The sequence below is a fragment of the Micrococcaceae bacterium Sec5.1 genome, assembly GCA_039636795.1.
Lineage (GTDB): Bacteria > Actinomycetota > Actinomycetes > Actinomycetales > Micrococcaceae > Arthrobacter.
This window is the reverse complement of record CP143430.1, coordinates 1328864-1346422: the sequence shown is the minus strand read 5'-3', so window position 1 is coordinate 1346422 and position 17559 is coordinate 1328864. Positions and strand designations below refer to the sequence as shown.

At 61.4% G+C, this 17559-nt stretch carries 15 protein-coding genes; 9 read left to right on the top strand and 6 right to left on the bottom strand.

From position 1 onward, the window contains the following. The first annotated feature begins 163 nt into the window (after positions 1-163). The 3 genes from VUN82_06355 (at position 164) to VUN82_06345 (ending at position 3893) form a co-directional block, all read left to right on the top strand. Positions 164-1573, top strand: coding sequence for an MFS transporter (locus VUN82_06355; protein ID XAS73461.1), 1410 nt, complete (start codon positions 164-166; stop codon positions 1571-1573). Between the two features lie 200 nt (positions 1574-1773). After that, positions 1774-3198: an FtsX-like permease family protein gene (locus tag VUN82_06350; protein XAS73460.1), complete on the top strand. Its 1425-nt coding sequence runs from the start codon at positions 1774-1776 to the stop codon at positions 3196-3198. A 2-nt stretch (positions 3199-3200) separates the two neighbouring features. Beyond that, on the top strand, positions 3201-3893 hold the full coding sequence (locus tag VUN82_06345) for an ABC transporter ATP-binding protein (GenBank protein ID XAS73459.1): 693 nt from the start codon (positions 3201-3203) through the stop codon (positions 3891-3893). Here VUN82_06345 and VUN82_06340 read toward each other — a convergent pair. Genes VUN82_06340 through VUN82_06330 form a run of 3 tightly spaced genes read right to left on the bottom strand, consistent with a single transcriptional unit; the run spans position 3871 to position 6898 of the window. Next, positions 3871-5052 carry an FtsX-like permease family protein gene (locus VUN82_06340; protein ID XAS73458.1) on the bottom strand — a complete coding sequence of 394 codons (1182 nt, stop codon included), beginning with the start codon at positions 5050-5052 and terminating at the stop codon, positions 3871-3873. The genes VUN82_06345 and VUN82_06340 overlap by 23 nt on opposite strands. Continuing rightward, the gene (locus VUN82_06335) at positions 5049-5795 is read right to left on the bottom strand and encodes an ABC transporter ATP-binding protein (protein XAS73457.1); all 747 of its coding nucleotides are present in this window, start codon (positions 5793-5795) and stop codon (positions 5049-5051) included. Before VUN82_06335 ends, VUN82_06340 begins: the two co-directional genes overlap by 4 nt. Positions 5796-5800: 5 nt before the next feature. Beyond that, positions 5801-6898, bottom strand: a complete 1098-nt coding sequence (locus tag VUN82_06330; GenBank protein XAS73456.1) for an efflux RND transporter periplasmic adaptor subunit — start codon at positions 6896-6898, stop codon at positions 5801-5803. 184 nt (positions 6899-7082) lie between these two features. Here VUN82_06330 and VUN82_06325 point away from each other — a divergent pair, with 184 nt between their 5' ends. Together VUN82_06325 and VUN82_06320 are read left to right on the top strand one after the other, a co-directional pair. Next, positions 7083-8012 (top strand): hypothetical protein, encoded by a 930-nt coding sequence (locus VUN82_06325; GenBank protein ID XAS73455.1) that lies wholly within the window; start codon positions 7083-7085, stop codon positions 8010-8012. Positions 8013-8040: 28 nt separating this feature from the next. After that, positions 8041-9111, top strand: coding sequence for a Gfo/Idh/MocA family oxidoreductase (locus VUN82_06320; GenBank protein XAS73454.1), 1071 nt, complete (start codon positions 8041-8043; stop codon positions 9109-9111). Positions 9112-9141: 30 nt separating this feature from the next. Here VUN82_06320 and VUN82_06315 read toward each other — a convergent pair whose 3' ends face one another. Beyond that, positions 9142-9582, bottom strand: a complete 441-nt coding sequence (locus tag VUN82_06315; protein XAS73453.1) for a DoxX family protein — start codon at positions 9580-9582, stop codon at positions 9142-9144. A gap of 54 nt (positions 9583-9636) precedes the next feature. Here VUN82_06315 and VUN82_06310 point away from each other — a divergent pair, with 54 nt between their 5' ends. Beyond that, on the top strand, positions 9637-10776 hold the full coding sequence (locus VUN82_06310; GenBank protein XAS73452.1) for an FAD-dependent oxidoreductase: 1140 nt from the start codon (positions 9637-9639) through the stop codon (positions 10774-10776). Positions 10777-10846: 70 nt separating this feature from the next. On the opposite strand, the gene VUN82_06305 is transcribed toward VUN82_06310, so the two are convergent. After that, positions 10847-13066: an NADP-dependent isocitrate dehydrogenase gene (locus VUN82_06305; protein ID XAS73451.1), complete on the bottom strand. Its 2220-nt coding sequence runs from the start codon at positions 13064-13066 to the stop codon at positions 10847-10849. 179 nt (positions 13067-13245) lie between these two features. Further along, positions 13246-14223: a DJ-1/PfpI family protein gene (locus VUN82_06300; GenBank protein XAS73450.1), complete on the bottom strand. Its 978-nt coding sequence runs from the start codon at positions 14221-14223 to the stop codon at positions 13246-13248. 130 nt (positions 14224-14353) lie between these two features. Here VUN82_06300 and VUN82_06295 point away from each other — a divergent pair, with 130 nt between their 5' ends. The 3 genes from VUN82_06295 to VUN82_06285 all read left to right on the top strand — a co-directional run bounded on the left by VUN82_06295 (position 14354) and on the right by VUN82_06285 (position 17477). Then, positions 14354-14944, top strand: a complete 591-nt coding sequence (locus VUN82_06295; GenBank protein ID XAS73449.1) for a cysteine hydrolase family protein — start codon at positions 14354-14356, stop codon at positions 14942-14944. Positions 14945-15053: 109 nt separating this feature from the next. Continuing rightward, positions 15054-16238 carry a hypothetical protein gene (locus tag VUN82_06290; protein XAS73448.1) on the top strand — a complete coding sequence of 395 codons (1185 nt, stop codon included), beginning with the start codon at positions 15054-15056 and terminating at the stop codon, positions 16236-16238. Positions 16239-16475: 237 nt separating this feature from the next. Beyond that, positions 16476-17477, top strand: a complete 1002-nt coding sequence (locus tag VUN82_06285; protein ID XAS73447.1) for a hypothetical protein — start codon at positions 16476-16478, stop codon at positions 17475-17477. Positions 17478-17559 lie beyond the last annotated feature (82 nt).

Here is a 17559-nt window from a genome sequence, read left to right as displayed (position 1 = left end):
ACCCCGAAATCATCTCGCAAGTCCTGCGCGGCCATATCGGCTGGCATCAAGTCAGTCGGCATCGTCCACCGGTCGCTAAGGGCTTCGGCTGTCCGTGCATCCATGAAACGGCGCTCTGGTGCCGTCAACGGTTCGCGCTGAAGCCAGAAGGGAACAAATCTCAATGATCCATCCGACCAGGACGACGGACTCCGTCGACACCTCCACATCAAAAGAGACCAGCTCCAAGTTCAAACGCCGCTTTATGGTGCGGCTCGTCGCTGTCTTCATCGGTGGGATGTTCCTCGACGGTTACATCCTCGGAATTATCGGCCCCGTCACCGGACTCATGCGGTCAGAGCTCCAGCTCGACGCACTATCTCTGGGCATGATCGCCGCGGGCCCGCTGGTCGGTATCTTCGTCGGCTCCCCGCTGGCCGGTTGGGCTACTGACAAGTTCGGACGCAAGCCCATGTTCCTCGTGGACATGGGACTGTTCCTGGTCGCTTCAGCGGCCCAGTTCTTCGTAACCTCCGGAGACGGGGCCGTGATCCAGCTGGCCGTCATCCGGTTCCTCATGGGCGTCGCGATCGGCGGCGAGTACTCAATCGGTGGGCCATTGCTCTCAGAGTTCTCCCCTCCGAAGCTGCGCGGGCGATTGCTGGGGCTGACTCTGATCGCCTGGTACGTCGGTTTCATGATGGCATTCATCATCGGCACGCTCCTGCACGACGCCGGCACCCCCTGGCGCCTGGTCATTGGCACCAGCACGATACTCGCATTGGTGCTGTTCCTCGCCCGCATGGGCCTCCCTGAATCGCCGAGCTGGCTCATTACGAAGGGACGGCACAAGGAAGCACTCGCGATCGCACACAGATATGTCGAATCGCCCCAAATGCACGACAGCATCACCGGTGAGATCGATCTGAGGATGATCCAGGAGGCCCAAGCCGCGAAGAGCAGGACCAAAATCAAGGGCGCCTCCTTCGGAATGCTGTTCTCGAAGCAGAACTGGCGCGCCACCCTCTTCACCTCAGGGTTTTGGTTCTGCGCGGTCACTCCGTACTTCGCGATCGCGACCTTCGCCGACGACGTGCTCGACCAATTCGGCTTCGGCGGCTGGACCGGTGGAGTCGGCCTGTCCGCACTTGCGGCCGCAGGTGTTGTCATCACCGTACTTCTGATTGACAAGCTCGGCCGCCGAATCCTCACTGTGCCCGGGCAGTGGCTCTGCGCAGGCATCCTGCTGATCATCGGAGTCTGGGCGGACGCACCAGCGATCATCGTGCTCGTACTGTTTCTCGCCTTCTCCTTCTTCAATGCCGGCTACACCACGATGACCCAGGTCTATCCGGCCGAGGTATTCCCCGGCGACCTGCGCGGTATCGGCATGGGCTTTGCCGCGGCCTTCAGCCGCATCGGAGCCGCACTGGGCACCTTCGCCCTGCCATGGGCGATCAGCAACATCGGCCTGGGCCCAAGCATGGTCGTAGCCGCCGCCGTCGCATTGCTTGGCGCAGTCCTCTCGCAATGGCTCGCGCCTGAGACCAAGGGGCGCACCCTCGCCGAAATCTCAGCAAACTTCTCCCACTGACACCGGGACTGCACGGTGAACCCGTGCCGGGCTCAGGATTCTGAGCCCGGCACGGGTTTTTTGGCTCCTTGATGAGCCCGCCACTTTTCACAGCCCACGCATAGCTTCGGCAGGCTTTCCGCACAGCAGCGCTCAGCAGTGTTGGACCTGCAGCCCGCGCGCCAGCGGTCTGCGGAACTCAGCAGGTCCAAAGGAGAAACGTGAGCGTCCTTGCCCGAAGCGTAGGCAATGCCTTCCGCAACAAAATCAGAACGGCCGCGGTAGTCGCCGTGCTTGCCGTAGCGATCGGCCTGGCATTGGCCATGCTTGTGGCCAACCAGGCCGTGGGTGCCAAGGTCCAGGAGCTGAACGCTTCCGTGGGCACCACCCTGACGGTGAATCCGGCTGGCGGGCAGGGCTTCGAAGGTGGTGGCGAACCGCTCACCGCTGCTCAAGCTCAGACGGCCGCCGCCGTCAGTAACGTAACGTCCGTGGTCGGCACTAAGGCTCTGCGGTTGCAGACAGCGACCGCAGAAACAAGCACCACCCAGGCCGCTCAAGGTGGTTTCGGTCCCGGTGGGCAGCAACCTTCGGTCACCACCAACCTCACGGCAGCCATCGATGCCGGCACCCTCGGCAACCGCAACGGCTCCACGGGTAACACTGGGGGCACAGGCACCGCCCAACGAGTTCGCACCCTTCCCATTACGGCCACGGGTATCGGCGCCGAGGTTGACAGCGCTGGCAAGGCCCTGGACATCACCAGCGGCACCGGCCTGGGCGACTACACCTCGGCGGCGGCAAAGGCTCTGGTGGGAACGACGCTGGCGCAAAAGAACAACCTCACCGCCGGTTCCACCTTCACCATCCAGGACAAGACGTTCACCGTTGCAGGCATCTTCGACGCCGGAACCGCCTTCGGAAACAACGCCGTCTACGTCACCCTTCCGGAAGCCCAAACCCTGGCGGGAACTCCCGACGAACTCTCCACGATGATCGTCACGGTCAACAGCATGGAGAACGTCGACAGCACCAAGACGGCAGTCCAGTCCGCCTTGGGAACCGGGAAGGCCGACGTCACCCAAGGCCAGCGCAACCTCGAAACCGCGGTCAGCTCCTTGGACAGCGTCAAGAACATCTCCCTGGTCGCGTTCATTGCAGCACTGGCTACAGCCGGACTGATCATCCTCCTGATCATGGTGATGCTGGTCCGCGAGCGCCGCCGCGAAATTGGCGTGTTGAAGGCCATCGGTGCCCGGAACCGCACTATCGGCCTGCAGTTTGTCCTTGAATCGCTGGTCCTCGTGGCCTTGGGCAGCGTGGTGGGTGCGGCTATTGCGTCGCTCGCCAGCGGCGGTATCGCGTCAGCGCTGATCAGTTCAAACACCACCACGACGGCGGCCCCGACCACCCAGCGCGGAGCCGGCTTTGGCGGGGGTGGCTTTGCCGGCGGCGGCTTCGCCGGAGGGCAGGGCGGTCCATTTGGCGGTGCCTCCCAACTGCTCACGTCCGTCACGGCGAGCGCCTCCCCCGGCGTCATCGCTGCAGGCATCGCCGCGGTCTTCGCAGTGGCCATCATCGGCGCATTGGTCCCGGCCTTGCTGACCGCGCGCATCCGTCCCATCGAAGTACTCCGAGGAGAATAGCCGTGATTGAAGTTAAGGACCTGGTCCGTCAGTTCAAGTCCGGTGACAGGACCATCAAGCCTGTCAATGGTGTGAGTTTCCAGCTGGAGAAGGGATCTCTGGCGTCGATCGTGGGCAAGAGCGGAAGCGGCAAAAGCACGCTGTTGTCCCTCCTGGGTGCACTGGACAAACCAACCAGTGGCGACGTCGTCGTGGATGGCGTGAGCTTGGCGGGGCTGCCGGAGAGCAAGCTGACCGAGTACCGCCGCCGCGATATCGGCTTCGTGTTCCAACAGTTCAACCTGATCCCGAACCTCAGCGCCGTGGACAACGTCATGCTGCCTATGGAGTTCGCCGGTGTCCGCAAGGCTGCACGGCTGAAGCGGGCCAAGGAACTGCTGGAGCAGGTGCAGTTGGATCCGGAAAAGCAGTCCCGCCGGATCAATCGCCTGTCCGGTGGCGAGCAGCAGCGCGTCGCGATCGCGAGGGCGCTGGCCAACGAGCCCAAGCTGATCCTGGCCGATGAGCCCACGGGAAACCTGGATGAGCAGACCGGCGAGCACATCATCGAACTGCTGAGCTCACTGAGCCGCGACCACAACACCACCATCCTGGTAGTCACCCACGACCGCAGCCTGGCGCAGAAAGCGGACCGCTGCTTCCGTCTTCAGCAGGGCCGGCTCACCGAGGAGGTCAAAAGCGGATCGCATCGATGACCTTGACGCGCACCGCCACGAGCGCAGGAATGGCTCCGGCGAGTGCGCCCACAAGGACAGCCGCGCCAAAGCCCAGGAGCGCGGCATCGACGGGGAAGGACGGGTATTCGGTCAATCCCGGCGCTACCTTTGATTCGATCCAGGGATTCTTCACCACTGCTACCGCCAGCATGACGCCCACCAGGCCGGCGACCGCGGTGGCTACGACGGATTCCATCATGACGCCGAAGAAGATGCGGCCGGAGGTTGCGCCGAAGCTTCGCCGGATGCCGATTTCCCTTACCCTGTAGCGCACGGTGACCATGGAGATGTTGAGCATTCCCACTGCCCCGAGCAGGAGCACCAATCCGGCTACGCCGCCCACGATCCACTGGGCCGGTCCGAGCGGGTCACCGTAGGCGGCGAAGTCCATTCGGCTGGCTTGGGCGTAATACCCGGGAAATTGACCTTGGAGATCCGCGGAAATAGCAGCGGCCAGGGAATCGGCCTGGTCCTCGCCCACCCACATCTTGAACTCGGACATTTGGGATTCCATTCCGGTCATTGCGGCACCGGCGGTGAGGATGAAAGCGGCCGGAGGTTGCTGCGGATAGGCATCAGGCACGACGCCGATAATCACCGCAGTGGCAGGGTGATCCCCCGGGATGGTCACCGTTGGGCTGGTGGTCAGGTTGGGCATTCCCGCCTGGTTGTAGAAAGCTTCGGAGACGACGACGGCGGGTGCGAGCCGTTGGTTGTCGTCGGCGGCGAACCAGGTTCCCTGAGTTAGCGGAACGCGGTGGATGATGCCGTATCCAATGTCCACGATGGTCACGTCAACGTTGGTCACGCCACGCGGAAACTGGAAGCCCGCCTGGGTCCTGCCCACATGGGTGGACGTGGTGATGCCGAAGCGCTGTTGAATGCCTTCGTAGACCTTCTCCAGCTTCGCAGCGTCAGGCGAAGATGGGCCGTTCACGCTCAATGCCAGGGTGGCTACGCGGCCACCGTTGCGTTCGGACTGCACCTTGATCCCTTCACGGACCAGGCTGCCGATTCCTGCCACCGAGGTCAACGCTGCCACGGAAAGGGCCACGCCGAGGAGGGCCAAGAGGATGCGCACTTTATTGATCCGGAGTTCCTGCCATGCTTCCACCATCGTGGACATGAAGCCGGTCATGCGCTGACTCCTGCTGTTTCGGCAACTGTCAGCGGCGTGAGCACTCCGGCGTCCAATCGATAGCAGGCGCGTGCCAGGGCGGCCACATTGGTATCGTGCGTGATGGTCACCAGTGCGGCCGCGGTTTCCGTGGCCACGGTGTCCAACAATGCCATGACAGCCTGTCCGGTTTCCACGTCCAAGGCGCCTGTTGGTTCATCCGCCAGAATTAGCCGTGGCCTGCGGACCAACGCCCGGGCGATCGCCACACGCTGCTGCTCCCCACCGGAAAGCATGTTCGGCATGGTGTTGGCCCGCGCTGCCAGGCCCACGCGGTCCAGCATGTCCATGGCCAGTTCACGCCGGCGCCAGAACTCGCGGCCTTTGGCGTAAAAGAGCGGCGTGATGACGTTGTCCAGGGCATTGCGGCCCGGCAACAGGTTGAATTGCTGGAACACGAAACCCACGGTTGATCCACGCAGGCGGGCACGGGCGTTGCTGCTCAGCCGCTCGGCAGGGTTGCCGAGGAATTCCAGCTCACCGGAGGTGGGGACATCCAGGAGGCCCAAGAGGTTGAGCAGCGTCGATTTTCCGCATCCTGAACGGCCAACAATGGCCGTGTGATCACCGCTCTGGACCTCAAGATCGATGCCGCGGAGAATGTGCAGTTGCTGCTCATCCGGCAGCGTCACGGAACGGGTGACTGACCGGAGACTGACAAGGGTTTCCTTGTTGCTTTCTACTGCCTCTGCTGTTCCCGTCATGCGCTTCAGCCTGCCGGTCCGTAGACGGCTTGTCCCGGCCCCATCATGGGACCTGGGACAGCTGGAGCCCCGGGCACGAACTCAAGCACTTGCTCGCCCTCGGCCAGCCCTGAAACCACTTCAACCAACGCACCATCATTCAGGCCCAGCTGGACCGTGCGCTGCTCGGGCGCTGCGCCGCTCCCGGCTGCGCCCGCTATCCAGACGATACCGTCCTTCACGCTGCCCTTCACCGAGGTCAAAGGAACCGTCACCACATCAGCGGCGACTCCAGCGCTGACGGTCATGGTCGCTCCAAGGCCTGCGAAGACCTCATGCCCAGCAGGGATTGCGCAACTAAGCGTTCCCGTGGGCGTGCCACCTTCCTGCGACTGGCCACCGCCTCCACCCGGGATTGCCACTGCCCCGCCGACGCCCATCCCAGCACCTCCGCCTGTGGACGACAAACCACCCGAGCCGCCTCCGCCGTCGTCGGAAGCGTTGTTCTTCAGTGTCACTTCGGTGCACTGGAACGGCGCCGGTCCACCCACCAAAGCGATCTCCGCCGGGCCCGGCTTGCCGAGCAGACGGTACTGCTGGGCGGCGGTTACTGAGCCGGCCACGGTGTAGGTGCCGGGGTCGATCTTCCCAACGCTTTCCCCGACGCTCACTTGTTGGTCGATCAGCGTGGTCAGGGACTGCAGCGTACCGCCGCTGGGGGCAAGGATGTCGAAGTAGTCATAGACGGGCTTCGGTGCCGAGGACATTCCATCCTTGGACGGCTGCGTGAATGTCACTGCGCGCTCGGCCTTGACCTGGAACAGGGCATCGCCCTTGGCCACTGTGGCGCCTTGTTCGACGAAAACCTTGATGACCTTGCCCGCGGACGTGCTCCGGACCGGATCGGCTGCATCGCTCTGGACGGTGCCCTTGATTTCCACAGTATTGGTGACCGTAGCTCGCGTGGCCGGGACCACCGGAATGTCCACTTGCGCCAAGGGCGCCGGCCCGGAATCAGAGGGCTTGAGGCCATCTACGAAAGCGATCTTGACCAAAGCCACCGCAATTATTGCGAAAACCACTAGCCAGGCAACCGGCAAAATGACGCGCCGAAAAATACCCATCCCTGCTCCATTTCGGTAACTCCCCACAGAACCTCTGCGAGGGATGATCACCTCAGCCTAGGCGAGGATCTTTGGTGCGCCTGCCATTCGTATGACTTGACACGTTCGGGAACTGAGTGCGAGTGCGGGTTGACGCGCTTCTGGACGCGGAGCATTCTGTGAGCAGGCGTAGGAGGTGGTGTGCGTGCCCCAACACCGTGAACCAGGCAGAGTCACTCCCTGGTACCGAAGCGGCAAGGCACTCGTCATTACGGCGGGAGCCTTGGCGGCGGCCCTCATCAGTATCTTCGCCCTGTGGGACCGGCTGTTCCCGCCCAACATCGAAGACGTGGCAAACATCGAGTCCGTCACCATCGTCAAGCAGACGTCTTTGGCTGCCTTTGCCCCGGCGGACCTCGGCAAGGACCTCAACCTGAGTCCTGCGGCCGCGGTTGGTCTGAACCTACCCGACTACAGCGCGAATTTGGCTGGCTCTTCGGGAACTACAAAGCCCACTCCGACCACAGCCCATCCAACCACCAGTCCGCCCACAACCCCGACGGTTACCCCGACTACTTCCACCACGCCCGCCACGACCACCGCCACCTCTACCGGTTCCGCCACCGTGGCGAACAAGGATATCCCCCGCCCTCCGTCGCAGGCGTATCGCACCGCTGTGAAGGAACAAAAAGTACTCGAGGGCTATGTCCCCGATGCCCTGATCATCCTCCCGGCCCTCCTTCCCCCAGTGACTGTCAACCAGAATGGCGAACTGCTTCCAGCCGACCAAGCGGCAGCGGAACTCGTGAAGGCAATGGAGGAAGTAATCATTATCGACAGCACCCAGGGTAAGGATCCCCGTGGTTGGACGATAGCCGTCAGGGTTGACTTGGTGGGGCTGGCCCGCGTCCCCATGCTGCTGACGTGGTCCTTGGACGGCGTTGACGTCTCCGATAGTTGGAAGGCGGATAACCTCGCCTACAGAATCCAGGCGACAACAGAGCATGACGCCGGGGTTGCAGAAATCTGGGTGCCCGACCTCAAGAAAGCCGGCGCCTATGTGGTCAACGTGAAGCTCACCTTCGAATCCAACGGAACCATCGCAGATTTGGAGCAGCTGCAACTCCCCAGTTAGCTGGACCGCGAATGAGAGGATGGCAGTCATGACGCTTCCTATCGCCAAACCGTGGCTGTCCAGCCAGACCAACCAGGATCCCCGGGCTGCCACCGGCCGCCGCTTGCGCTGGGGAGTGGTGTCCACGGGCAACATCGCCAACAGCGTTTCCCAGGACCTTTCCCTGCTGGAGGATGCAGAACTCTACGCGGTGAGCTCCAGGACCCAGGCAGCCGCGGACGCTTTTGCGCACACACTTGGTTTCGCCAAGGCCTACGGGAACGACGCCGGTGTCCCCGGCTACCAGCGGTTGTTCGACGATCCGGCCGTGGACGTGGTCTACGTGGCAACACCCCACGCCCAGCACTTCCAGATTGCGGCAGCGGCATTGCGGGCCGGCAAGCACGTCCTGTGCGAGAAGGCCCTCACCATCAACGCCCGCGAAGCCACCGAGCTGGTGAAGTTGGCCCGCGAGCACAAGGTCTTCTTCATGGAGGCCGTCTGGAGCCGGTTCCTGCCCAGCATGCAGCGCGCCTTTTCCATCGCAGCATCAGGGGAAATCGGGCACACCCAGTGGGTCAGCGCGGACCTCGGATTCCCTGCCCCTTACGACCCCTCGGCCCGGATCTGGGCACTCAATGATGGTGGCGGTGCGCTACTGGACATCACCGTCTACCCACTGCTCTGGGCTTTGGGAACATTGGGCTTCCCACAGTCTGTTACCGCGATCGGCACCCTGAACGAGGACGGCGTTGACACCCAGAATGCGCTGACACTCGGTTACGCCAGCGGCGCCCAGGCGCAGCTGACGTCGTCCCTGACCGCCCATGGACCCAGGACTGCAACAGTGGCCGGCGGGCTCGGGTATCTGCAGACCGTTGGTTCCGTGAACAATCCGCGGGAACTGCTGATCCGTGTTGGTTGGGACGAGCCGCGGCATGAACGGTTCGATGTGGTGGGCGTGGGCTACACCTACGAACTCCGCGAAGTGACCCGGTGCATCCAACAAGGCCTGACGGAGAGTCCCGTGATGCCGTTGGAGGACTCCATCAACGTCATGCGCTTGTTCGACGGCGTGCGGTCACAGTTGGGCATCCGGTACCCGAACGACGCGCGGTGAGTGCCGCCGTCGGGAGTTAACCCGACCGTGTTAACGCCTCTGTCCCATCGGCTGCCTGGCCAGCTTCCGGTCCAGGGACCACGCGCCAGGACCCAGGAACACAAACGCCACGGAAATGGCAACGTAGACGATCAGAAGCTCCGCCGTGACTCCTGACTTGTCTGTGAGCAGCGGTTTGCCTGCTTCCGTCACGAACCAGATTCCGGCGAACATGATTGCCGCAAGGAAGCCGGCCACCCTGGTCAAAGCGCCGAGGACCAGGAGCAGTCCCAATCCGATTTCGCCTGCGATAACCAGCCAGGCGACGATCTCGGGCTTCTGCACGCCCATGGCAGCAACCGAGGCAGCGAAGGCGGCGTGCCCGGCCATGAACTTTTGGATGCCGTGCACCATGATCAGTGCGCCAAACACCACGCGCAGGATCGTGACGCCGCGGGCAGAGGACTTGGGAGACGGGTGAAGGAATTTCACCCGTCCCAATCTTCCATGCCTTCCCACCAAGTGCCAACCCAACCAGGGGGCAGAATGGAACCTGATAGTGGGCCAACGGTGGATGGAGCAGGCATGGTGGACGTCGTAGTTGTTGGCGGAGGAGCAATGGGGTCGGCCGCCGCTTGGCAGTTGGCCCGGAGCGGTAAGTCCGTGGTCCTGTTGGAGCAGTTCGAGGCCGGTCACCACATCGGGGCTTCCCACGGCGCCACCCGCAACTTCAACACCGCCTACGCCGAGGCCGACTACCTGGACCTTCTCGCCGAAGCCAAGACCCTCTGGGATGAGCTCGCTGCGGAAACCGGGGCGCCGCTGCTGGACCTCGTGGGGCTGGCGAACCACGGCAACGTCGAGCGACTCCGGACCATTCGCGCAGCCCACCAGGAACGCGGCATCGAGAGCTACTTCATCTCAGCGGACGAGGCGATGGACCGGTGGCAAGGCATGAACTTCGCCACGGACGTCCTCTTCGTTCCGGGCTCCGGACGCATCCGATCGGCCAATGCGCTGGTGGCACTTCGAAAGGCTGGGGAGTCCCGCGGCGCCATCTTCAAATACTCGACGCCGGTCCACGACATCCGCATCGACGGTGCCGAAAGCGTGGTCGTGGTGACGGACGAGACCGAGTACACAGCAAACAACGTGGTAGTCACCGCCGGTGCGTGGACGAACAAGGTCATCGGCGAGCAAGCGAAGCTACCGCCGTTGGTGGTTACGCAGGAGCAGCCCGCCCACTTCACGCCCTTGGACAATACGCTGGTGTGGCCAAGCTTCAACCACAGCCCGGACGTGGATGATCCTGCCTACGAATACTGGTACAGCCCCGTTTACGGGATGCTCACACCAGGCGAAGGCGTCAAAGCTGGTTGGCATGGTGTCGGACCTGTCATGGACCCGGACGAGCGCACGTTCCAGCCCATACCCGAGCAGCTCGATGCCTTGGTGCGATACGCCCAAGAGTGGCTTCCCGGCGTCGACCCTTCAACCGCGGTTCCCATCAGCTGCACCTACACCACCACGCCCACGGAGGACTTCGTGCTGGATCGCTTTGGACCCCTGGTAGTGGGCGCCGGGTTCTCCGGGCATGGTTTCAAGTTCACACCGGCTATTGGCCGGGTGCTGAAAGACATCGTCGACGGCGGCGTGGCGCCTCAGCGGTTCCTGGCCGAGCGTTAAACAGCAACTGACCCGCAGTTGTGGTTGTTATGAGCTCTCAAAACAACCACAACTGCGAGTCAGTTGGGAACTAGCTCAGGGTCGCGACGACCTTGTTGAACGTAGCTGACGGGCGCATGATTTCAGCGGCCTTGGCAGCATCCGGACGGTAGTAGCCGCCCAGATCGACGCCGGGACCCTGGACTGCGTTCAGCTCGCCGACGATGACTTCCTCGTTGGAGGTCAGGGCGTCAGCGATGGCAGCGAAGTCCTTGGCAAGCTCTGCATCCTCGGTCTGCTTGGCCAGTTCCTGTGCCCAGTACATGGCCAGGTAGAAGTGGCTTCCGCGGTTGTCCAGCTCGCCAACGCTGCGGCGAGGGGACTTGTTTTCCAGCAGGAACGTACCCGTGGCGCGGTCCAGTGTATCGGCAAGGACCTGGGCGCGGGCGTTGCCAGTGGTGGTGGCAAGGTGCTCGAAGCTGACAGCCAGGGCGAGGAATTCACCCAGGCTGTCCCAGCGAAGGTGGTTTTCCTTGATCAGCTGCTGGACGTGCTTGGGAGCGGATCCGCCTGCACCGGTCTCGAAGAGGCCACCACCGTTGATCAACGGAACGACGGAAAGCATCTTGGCGCTGGTGCCGAGCTCAAGGATCGGGAACAGATCCGTGAGGTAGTCGCGGAGGACGTTACCGGTGACGGAGATGGTGTCCTCGCCCTTGCGGATGCGCTCCAGGGTGAAGGCTGTTGCTTCCTCCGGGGACATGATCTCGATCTGCAGGCCCTCGGTGTCGTGTTCCTTGAGGTACTCGGTGACCTTGGCGATGAGGTTGGCGTCGTGCGCACGGCCCTTGTCCAGCCAGAAAACGGTCGGGGTCTGGGAAGCGCGGGCGCGGTTGACGGCAAGCTTGACCCAGTCGCGGACGGGGACATCCTTGGTCTGGCATGCGCGCCAGATGTCACCCGGGGAAACCTGGTGCTCAGTGAGGACGTTGCCCTTGCTGTCCACCAGCTGCATGGTGCCGGCTGCCTGGACTTCGAAGGTTTTGTCGTGGCTGCCGTATTCCTCGGCCGCCTGTGCCATGAGGCCCACGTTGGGAACGGTGCCCATCGTGGTGGGATCGAACGCGCCATTGGCACGGCAATCGTCCAGGACAACCTGGTAGACACCGGCGTAGGAGCTGTCCGGGATGACGGCGAGGGTGTCAGCTTCCTTGCCGTCCGGGCCCCACATGTGGCCGGAGGAACGAATCATGGCCGGCATGGAGGCGTCGACGATGATGTCCGACGGAACGTGCAGGCTGGTGATGCCCTTGTCCGAGTCCACCATTGCCAGGGCCGGACCGTCTTCGAGGCCCTTGGTGATGGCAGCCTTAACGCCTTCGCGAACGTCTTCCGGCAGGTCTTCAAGACCGCTGAGGATGGCTGCGAGACCATTGTTCGGGCTGATGCCTGCGGCTGCGAGCTGCTTGCCATAAGTATCGAACAGCTCGGAGAAGTAAGCCTTGACCACGTGGCCGAAGATGATGGGGTCCGAGACCTTCATCATGGTGGCCTTCAGGTGTGCGGAGAAGAGGATGCCCTCTTCCTTGGCCCGGGCAACCTGCGCCTTGAGGAACTCGTCCAGGGCGTCTGCGCGGAGGACGGTAGCGTCCACAACTTCGCCGGCCAGGACGGGGAAATCCTTCTTGAGGACCTTGGTGGTGCCGTCTTCGCGGACCAGCTGGATGGTGAGGGAATCGTCACCCTTGAGCACAACGGACTTCTCATTGGAGCGGAAATCGTTCTGGCCCATGGTGGCAACGTTGGTCTTGGAATCGGCAGACCAGGCACCCATGGAGTGCGGGTTCTGACGGGCGTAATTCTTTACCGACAGGGGTGCGCGGCGGTCAGAGTTGCCTTCGCGCAGCACCGGGTTCACAGCGGAACCCTTGATCTTGTCGTAGCGCGAGCGGATGTCCGTCTCGGTGTCCGAGGAAGGGTTGTCCGGGTAGTCCGGGAGGGCGAAGCCCTGGGACTGGAGTTCGGCGATGGCAGCCTTGAGCTGCGGCACGGAGGCGCTGATGTTGGGCAGCTTGATGATGTTGGCTTCCGGCTGCTTTGCCAGCTCGCCAAGTTCAGTCAGGGCGTTGCCCGTGCGCTGCTCTTCAGTGAGGAAATCGCCGAAAACGGCGATGATGCGGCCTGCCAGCGAAATATCGCGGGTCTCGACCTCCACACCTGCGGTCGAGGCATAAGCTTCCACAATCGGCAGGAATGAGTAGGTAGCCAGCATCGGCGCTTCGTCTGTGTGGGTATAGATAATCTTGGCCATTGGCGGGGTTCTCCCTGAAAGTCTGCAGATTTCAACATCTCTAAACTTACCCGAGCAGGCCGGATTGGCCGCTCTTCGTGTCCGGGATCACGTGTTCGTTACCTCTTCAAGAAAACGATTCACGCCCGGCGGTAGGCCTTACCGCCGAAGCCGGCGACCGGCGTCGTAGACTCCTGGGACTAAATCTGGAATCTGAGCCGGTACTCGGTAGGTGTTGCGTCAAGGCGTCGTCGAAAGGCCCTAACGAGGGTATCGACCGAACCGAGCCCGGAGACTGAAGCGACGCGCTCCAACGTGGCGTCGGTAGATTCAAGGTGACTGCGTGCCACTTCCACCCTGACGGACTCTATGTAGCTGTGCGGTGTCATACCGAGTTCGCTCTTGAAAATGCGGGTCAATTGTCTCTCGCTGATATTGGCCTCGTCTGCGAGTTTCCCGATGGTAAGAGTCTCGTGAACATTGCGAAGGATGTAGTGACGAAGATCTTCGATTCGCCGATTGGTGGAGGTCCTGGACAATGGAACGCTGAACTGGCTCTGGCCGCTAGGACGTTTCAGATACATGACGAGCTGGCGAGCAACTCTCAACGCAGTATCCTCCCCCAGGTCTTCGGCTACGAGTGCGAGCGTCAAATCCAAGCAGGCGCTAATGCCTGCACCGGTCCATACGTTGCCTTCGCGGATGAAAATCGGATCTGGATCGACGGTGACCAAGGGGTGGTCCGCAGCCAGCTGCTCCGCAGTGGACCAGTGCGTAGTTGCGCGTTTGCCATCCAACACCCCCGCGGCGGCCAGGATATGCGCGCCAACACAAATTGACGCCACGCGATCGGACCTCGTGGTGAGCTGCTTTACGCGATCTACAACATCCGCGTGGACCACAGGGCGGATCTGCCGGTTCTCGTCGACTTCAACAGCGCCAGGGACGATCAGCGTGTGAATGCGCCTGGTGCCGAGGTCCTCGAAAGTCACATCGGGGACCACTCTTACACCGGCTCCCGTGGTCACCGGCGCCAACGTTTCAGCGGCAAGCACTACTTCATAGTTGGCGGCTTCATCATTCTCCCGTCTTGCAAGCGCAAAGACTTCAGGCGGCCCCGTGACGTCGAGCAAATCAATGTTGTCGAAAAGGACCATAACTACGAGCTTTTTGATCATCAAGATTCTTTCACTTCGAGTGCCATGTCTGTTTTTGCATGTTGTGCGACATTGCCGACATCCCGCATGCGAAGTTAGCGTATCAAATGGTCCATTTTCTGGATGCAAACTGGTCACTAGGGAGAAAATAATGCCGAGAACTACACTCCGCCAGCTAAACGGCTTGGATGAAACGCCAGCGCAACTTGGTGATTCAACTCTAATTCTGATCGATTTTCAGAACACGTACACCACCGGTGTGATGGAACTGGATGGATGGGAAAATGCCTTGGAAAAAGCCAGCGAGTTGCTCCAACGGGCCCGCAACTCCGGCACAAAGATCATTCACGTCATCAACGACGGCGGAGAAGGAACCCCCTACGACATTAGAAATGAGATTGGTCAAATCCATCCAAAGGTCGCTCCGGTCGAAGGTGAACCAGTCGTCGTAAAAACGGCGCCTAACGCTTTTCTGGACACCGACCTGGCCGAACATGTTGAGGCCGCCGGACGGGAGACTCTCATCATTGCCGGCTTTATGACCCACATGTGCGTCGCATACACCGCTCAGGGTGCATTTCTGCGAGGCAACCGCCCTACTGTCGTTGCTGACGCAAGCGCAACCCGTTCGTTGCCCGTTGCCGGCACCGAACTGGACGCCTGCCAGGTCCACTATTCGGCGTTGGCCACCATTGCCGATCTCTATGGCGTGGTAGTCGCCACTCAGGAGGAACTCGCCTAAGTCCCAACCCGAGGCGGTCGTCAGGGCGCCCTCCCAAGCGCCCTGCCACTCCCCAGTTGCCCGCCGATTTCAACCAGAGAACTCCGGAGAATGTCCCCCCAATCTTCCGGTGCTTACCAGCGCCAACACTCCATCAAGGCACAGCCTGTGCTTTGAAGCACTAAGGAAGATTCACATGACCACACGCAGAGGATTTATCCGAGGCGTTTCCAGCATTGGGGCAACTGCCCTCCTCACCTCCGCCATGCCTCTGTCCCAAGCCCGGGCGACTCCTGCAATCGCCGGAGTTCCAACTCCAAAGGCAAAGGAAGCCATTCTGGCCATCAATATCGGGATGAGGTCCAATTATGCTGCTTTGAAGGCTGGCCTCGTACAGCATCTTTCGCCGGTGATTGTTGTTCAGAACAATGCAACAGGGGGCAAATTCACACTCGTCACGAATGGAGCGCGAGAGTCGGTTGAGCCAGTCCCTCAGGCGTTCGAATTGGCGAAATCGATCGCTCACGTTCCCCTGGGGTGCTACTCCATTGTCGCCTCATACCTCGCCGACAGTGTGCCTGGAGTACCTAACGAGAGACGCATCGACCCCCACGACCTCAAGTTGGTCGCATTCAACGACGAACATTCCAAGGACTGGATCCTCCCGCTTCAGGACTTCGGGTCCAAGCTCGAGACTGCCCGGAGAGTGCTGCCCGAAGCCGGCCTTGTACCAGAACTACAGAAATCCTGCTACAACATCCTCACGGGTGGCATCGACTTCATTTCCGATTCGGTAAAGACCAAGAAATTCGGCGTCCCTTCATTCCAGGCATTTGCCGGCAACGTTTACCCGGACATTCGAGTGAACATGAAATACGCCTCAGAGGCTCAAATTGCGGGCGTCAAGACCTTGATGGGGACCTGGCGTAAAAAACTCGGCGAATCAGCTTGGGCCGATTTATACACGGTGGTTCTTTCGCAATGGACTACCGCAGAGTTGAATCAGAACACGATCATCATCAAGGATCTTATGAATCCAGCCAAGGTCGATACGCATCTCATTGACCTTCCAGGACTTGAAATGCCCGCCGATCCGGTAGCAGTGGCCCTTGATAATCTGGCCCGAATCGTTCAAGACAACATTGCCGCGGAACTCATCTTTTCCCAGGACACTAACGTTGCTGACGCTCTTAAAGGTAAGCAAGATCTACTCTCGGAAGAAATCCTCGTTCAACTTGGAACAGGCACTCGCGTAAGATCTGCCCTCCCGGATTACAACACCACCACCAAGGGAGTCTGCCCTGTCAAGAAGTAGTCGGCGGGAATGATCGACTAGTTCACTGGGGCCAGGCCGCTTCCACCGGAAGAGGCTTGGCCCCCTGAGCTACTGGGTCACCAAGGGAGCCCTGCCGCTCGACAAGGAAGTGAAAGCAAAATATCACAAAATGTGAAACAAGTCTTTACAAACTTGTCACACGTTGGGTAGCTTCGATTCCGTCAGTCGGCGGTCGCCATCACTGGCCGCCCCACTCCCTCGATAGGTTGGAACAACGTGACAAAAACCAAGACCCTGGCCACAAGCCTGCTGAGTCTGTCCGCTGCCGCAATCCTTGCCCTGGTTGGAACCACCAGCGCCAATGCGGCTCCGGTTAACACCACAGACTCCAGCGGCGTTGCGGTCAGCAGCCATGTAGCGTCGGACAACGGCGCCGCAGACTACTGGACCCCGGAACGCATGAAGAACGCCAAGTCCGGCGACATCCTCGCCACCAAGGCACTGGACCGCGGCCGGCTCCTCAACCTCGGAAAAGCCCCGGTCATCGAAGCCCCGGGCGTCCTTAGGAGCGTCGAAGGCCAGCAGGCGTCCACCGACTCCAAGGCCATCAACCTCAAGGTCAACCAGAGCGAAACGCCCGTCAAGCATATCGGCAAGATCTTCTTCACCCTGGGCGGCGCAAACTACGTCTGCTCCGGCAACTCCGTGACGGCAGCCAACAAGAGCACCGTCTCCACCGCAGGCCACTGCGTCAACGAAGGACCAGGCGCCTACGCCACCAACTTCGTCTTCGTACCCGCCTACCTCAACGGGTCCGCACCCTACGGCAAGTGGACAGCAAGGGCGCTGTACTCCCCCACCCAGTGGGCATCCAACGGCAACATGCAGTACGACACCGCCTTCGCCGTCATGAACACCCTCAATGGCCAGCGACTTGCGGATGTCGTAGGCTCCTCCGGTGTCCAGTTCAACGCCGCCCGCGGACTGAGCTACAAGTCCTTCGGCTACCCGGCAGCCCCTCCGTTCAACGGCGAATCGCTCAAGAGCTGCTCCGGCACCGCCACCAACGATCCCTACAACCCGCAGTTCGCCACCCAGGGCATCCCCTGCAACATGACCGGTGGATCCTCGGGCGGTCCGTGGTTCATCGGCAACAGCTCCGCCGGCTACCAGAACTCGATCAACAGCTACGGCTACGGCAGCAACTCCAACACCATGTATGGCCCGTACTGGGGCTCCGTCATCCAGTCGACCTACACCACGGCGGCGGCTTCGTAACGGTCCTGATTTTTCTGGCACGTCCCTGTTAAGTGCGTGGTAGCGACGACGGCGGCCGTCCCCTACCGGGGGCGGCCGCCGT

Bases quoted from the DNA above. Each gene is read 5' to 3' on its own strand.
- VUN82_06355 (XAS73461.1), top strand. From the start codon at position 164: ATGATCCATCCGACCAGGACGACGGACTCCGTCGACACCTCCACATCA.
- VUN82_06340 (XAS73458.1), bottom strand. From the start codon at position 5,052: ATGACCGGCTTCATGTCCACGATGGTGGAAGCATGGCAGGAACTCCGG.
- VUN82_06335 (XAS73457.1), bottom strand. From the start codon at position 5,795: ATGACGGGAACAGCAGAGGCAGTAGAAAGCAACAAGGAAACCCTTGTC.
- VUN82_06330 (XAS73456.1), bottom strand. From the start codon at position 6,898: ATGGGTATTTTTCGGCGCGTCATTTTGCCGGTTGCCTGGCTAGTGGTT.
- VUN82_06320 (XAS73454.1), top strand. From the start codon at position 8,041: ATGACGCTTCCTATCGCCAAACCGTGGCTGTCCAGCCAGACCAACCAG.
- VUN82_06310 (XAS73452.1), top strand. From the start codon at position 9,637: ATGGAACCTGATAGTGGGCCAACGGTGGATGGAGCAGGCATGGTGGAC.
- VUN82_06305 (XAS73451.1), bottom strand. From the start codon at position 13,066: ATGGCCAAGATTATCTATACCCACACAGACGAAGCGCCGATGCTGGCT.
- VUN82_06300 (XAS73450.1), bottom strand. From the start codon at position 14,223: ATGATCAAAAAGCTCGTAGTTATGGTCCTTTTCGACAACATTGATTTG.
- VUN82_06295 (XAS73449.1), top strand. From the start codon at position 14,354: ATGCCGAGAACTACACTCCGCCAGCTAAACGGCTTGGATGAAACGCCA.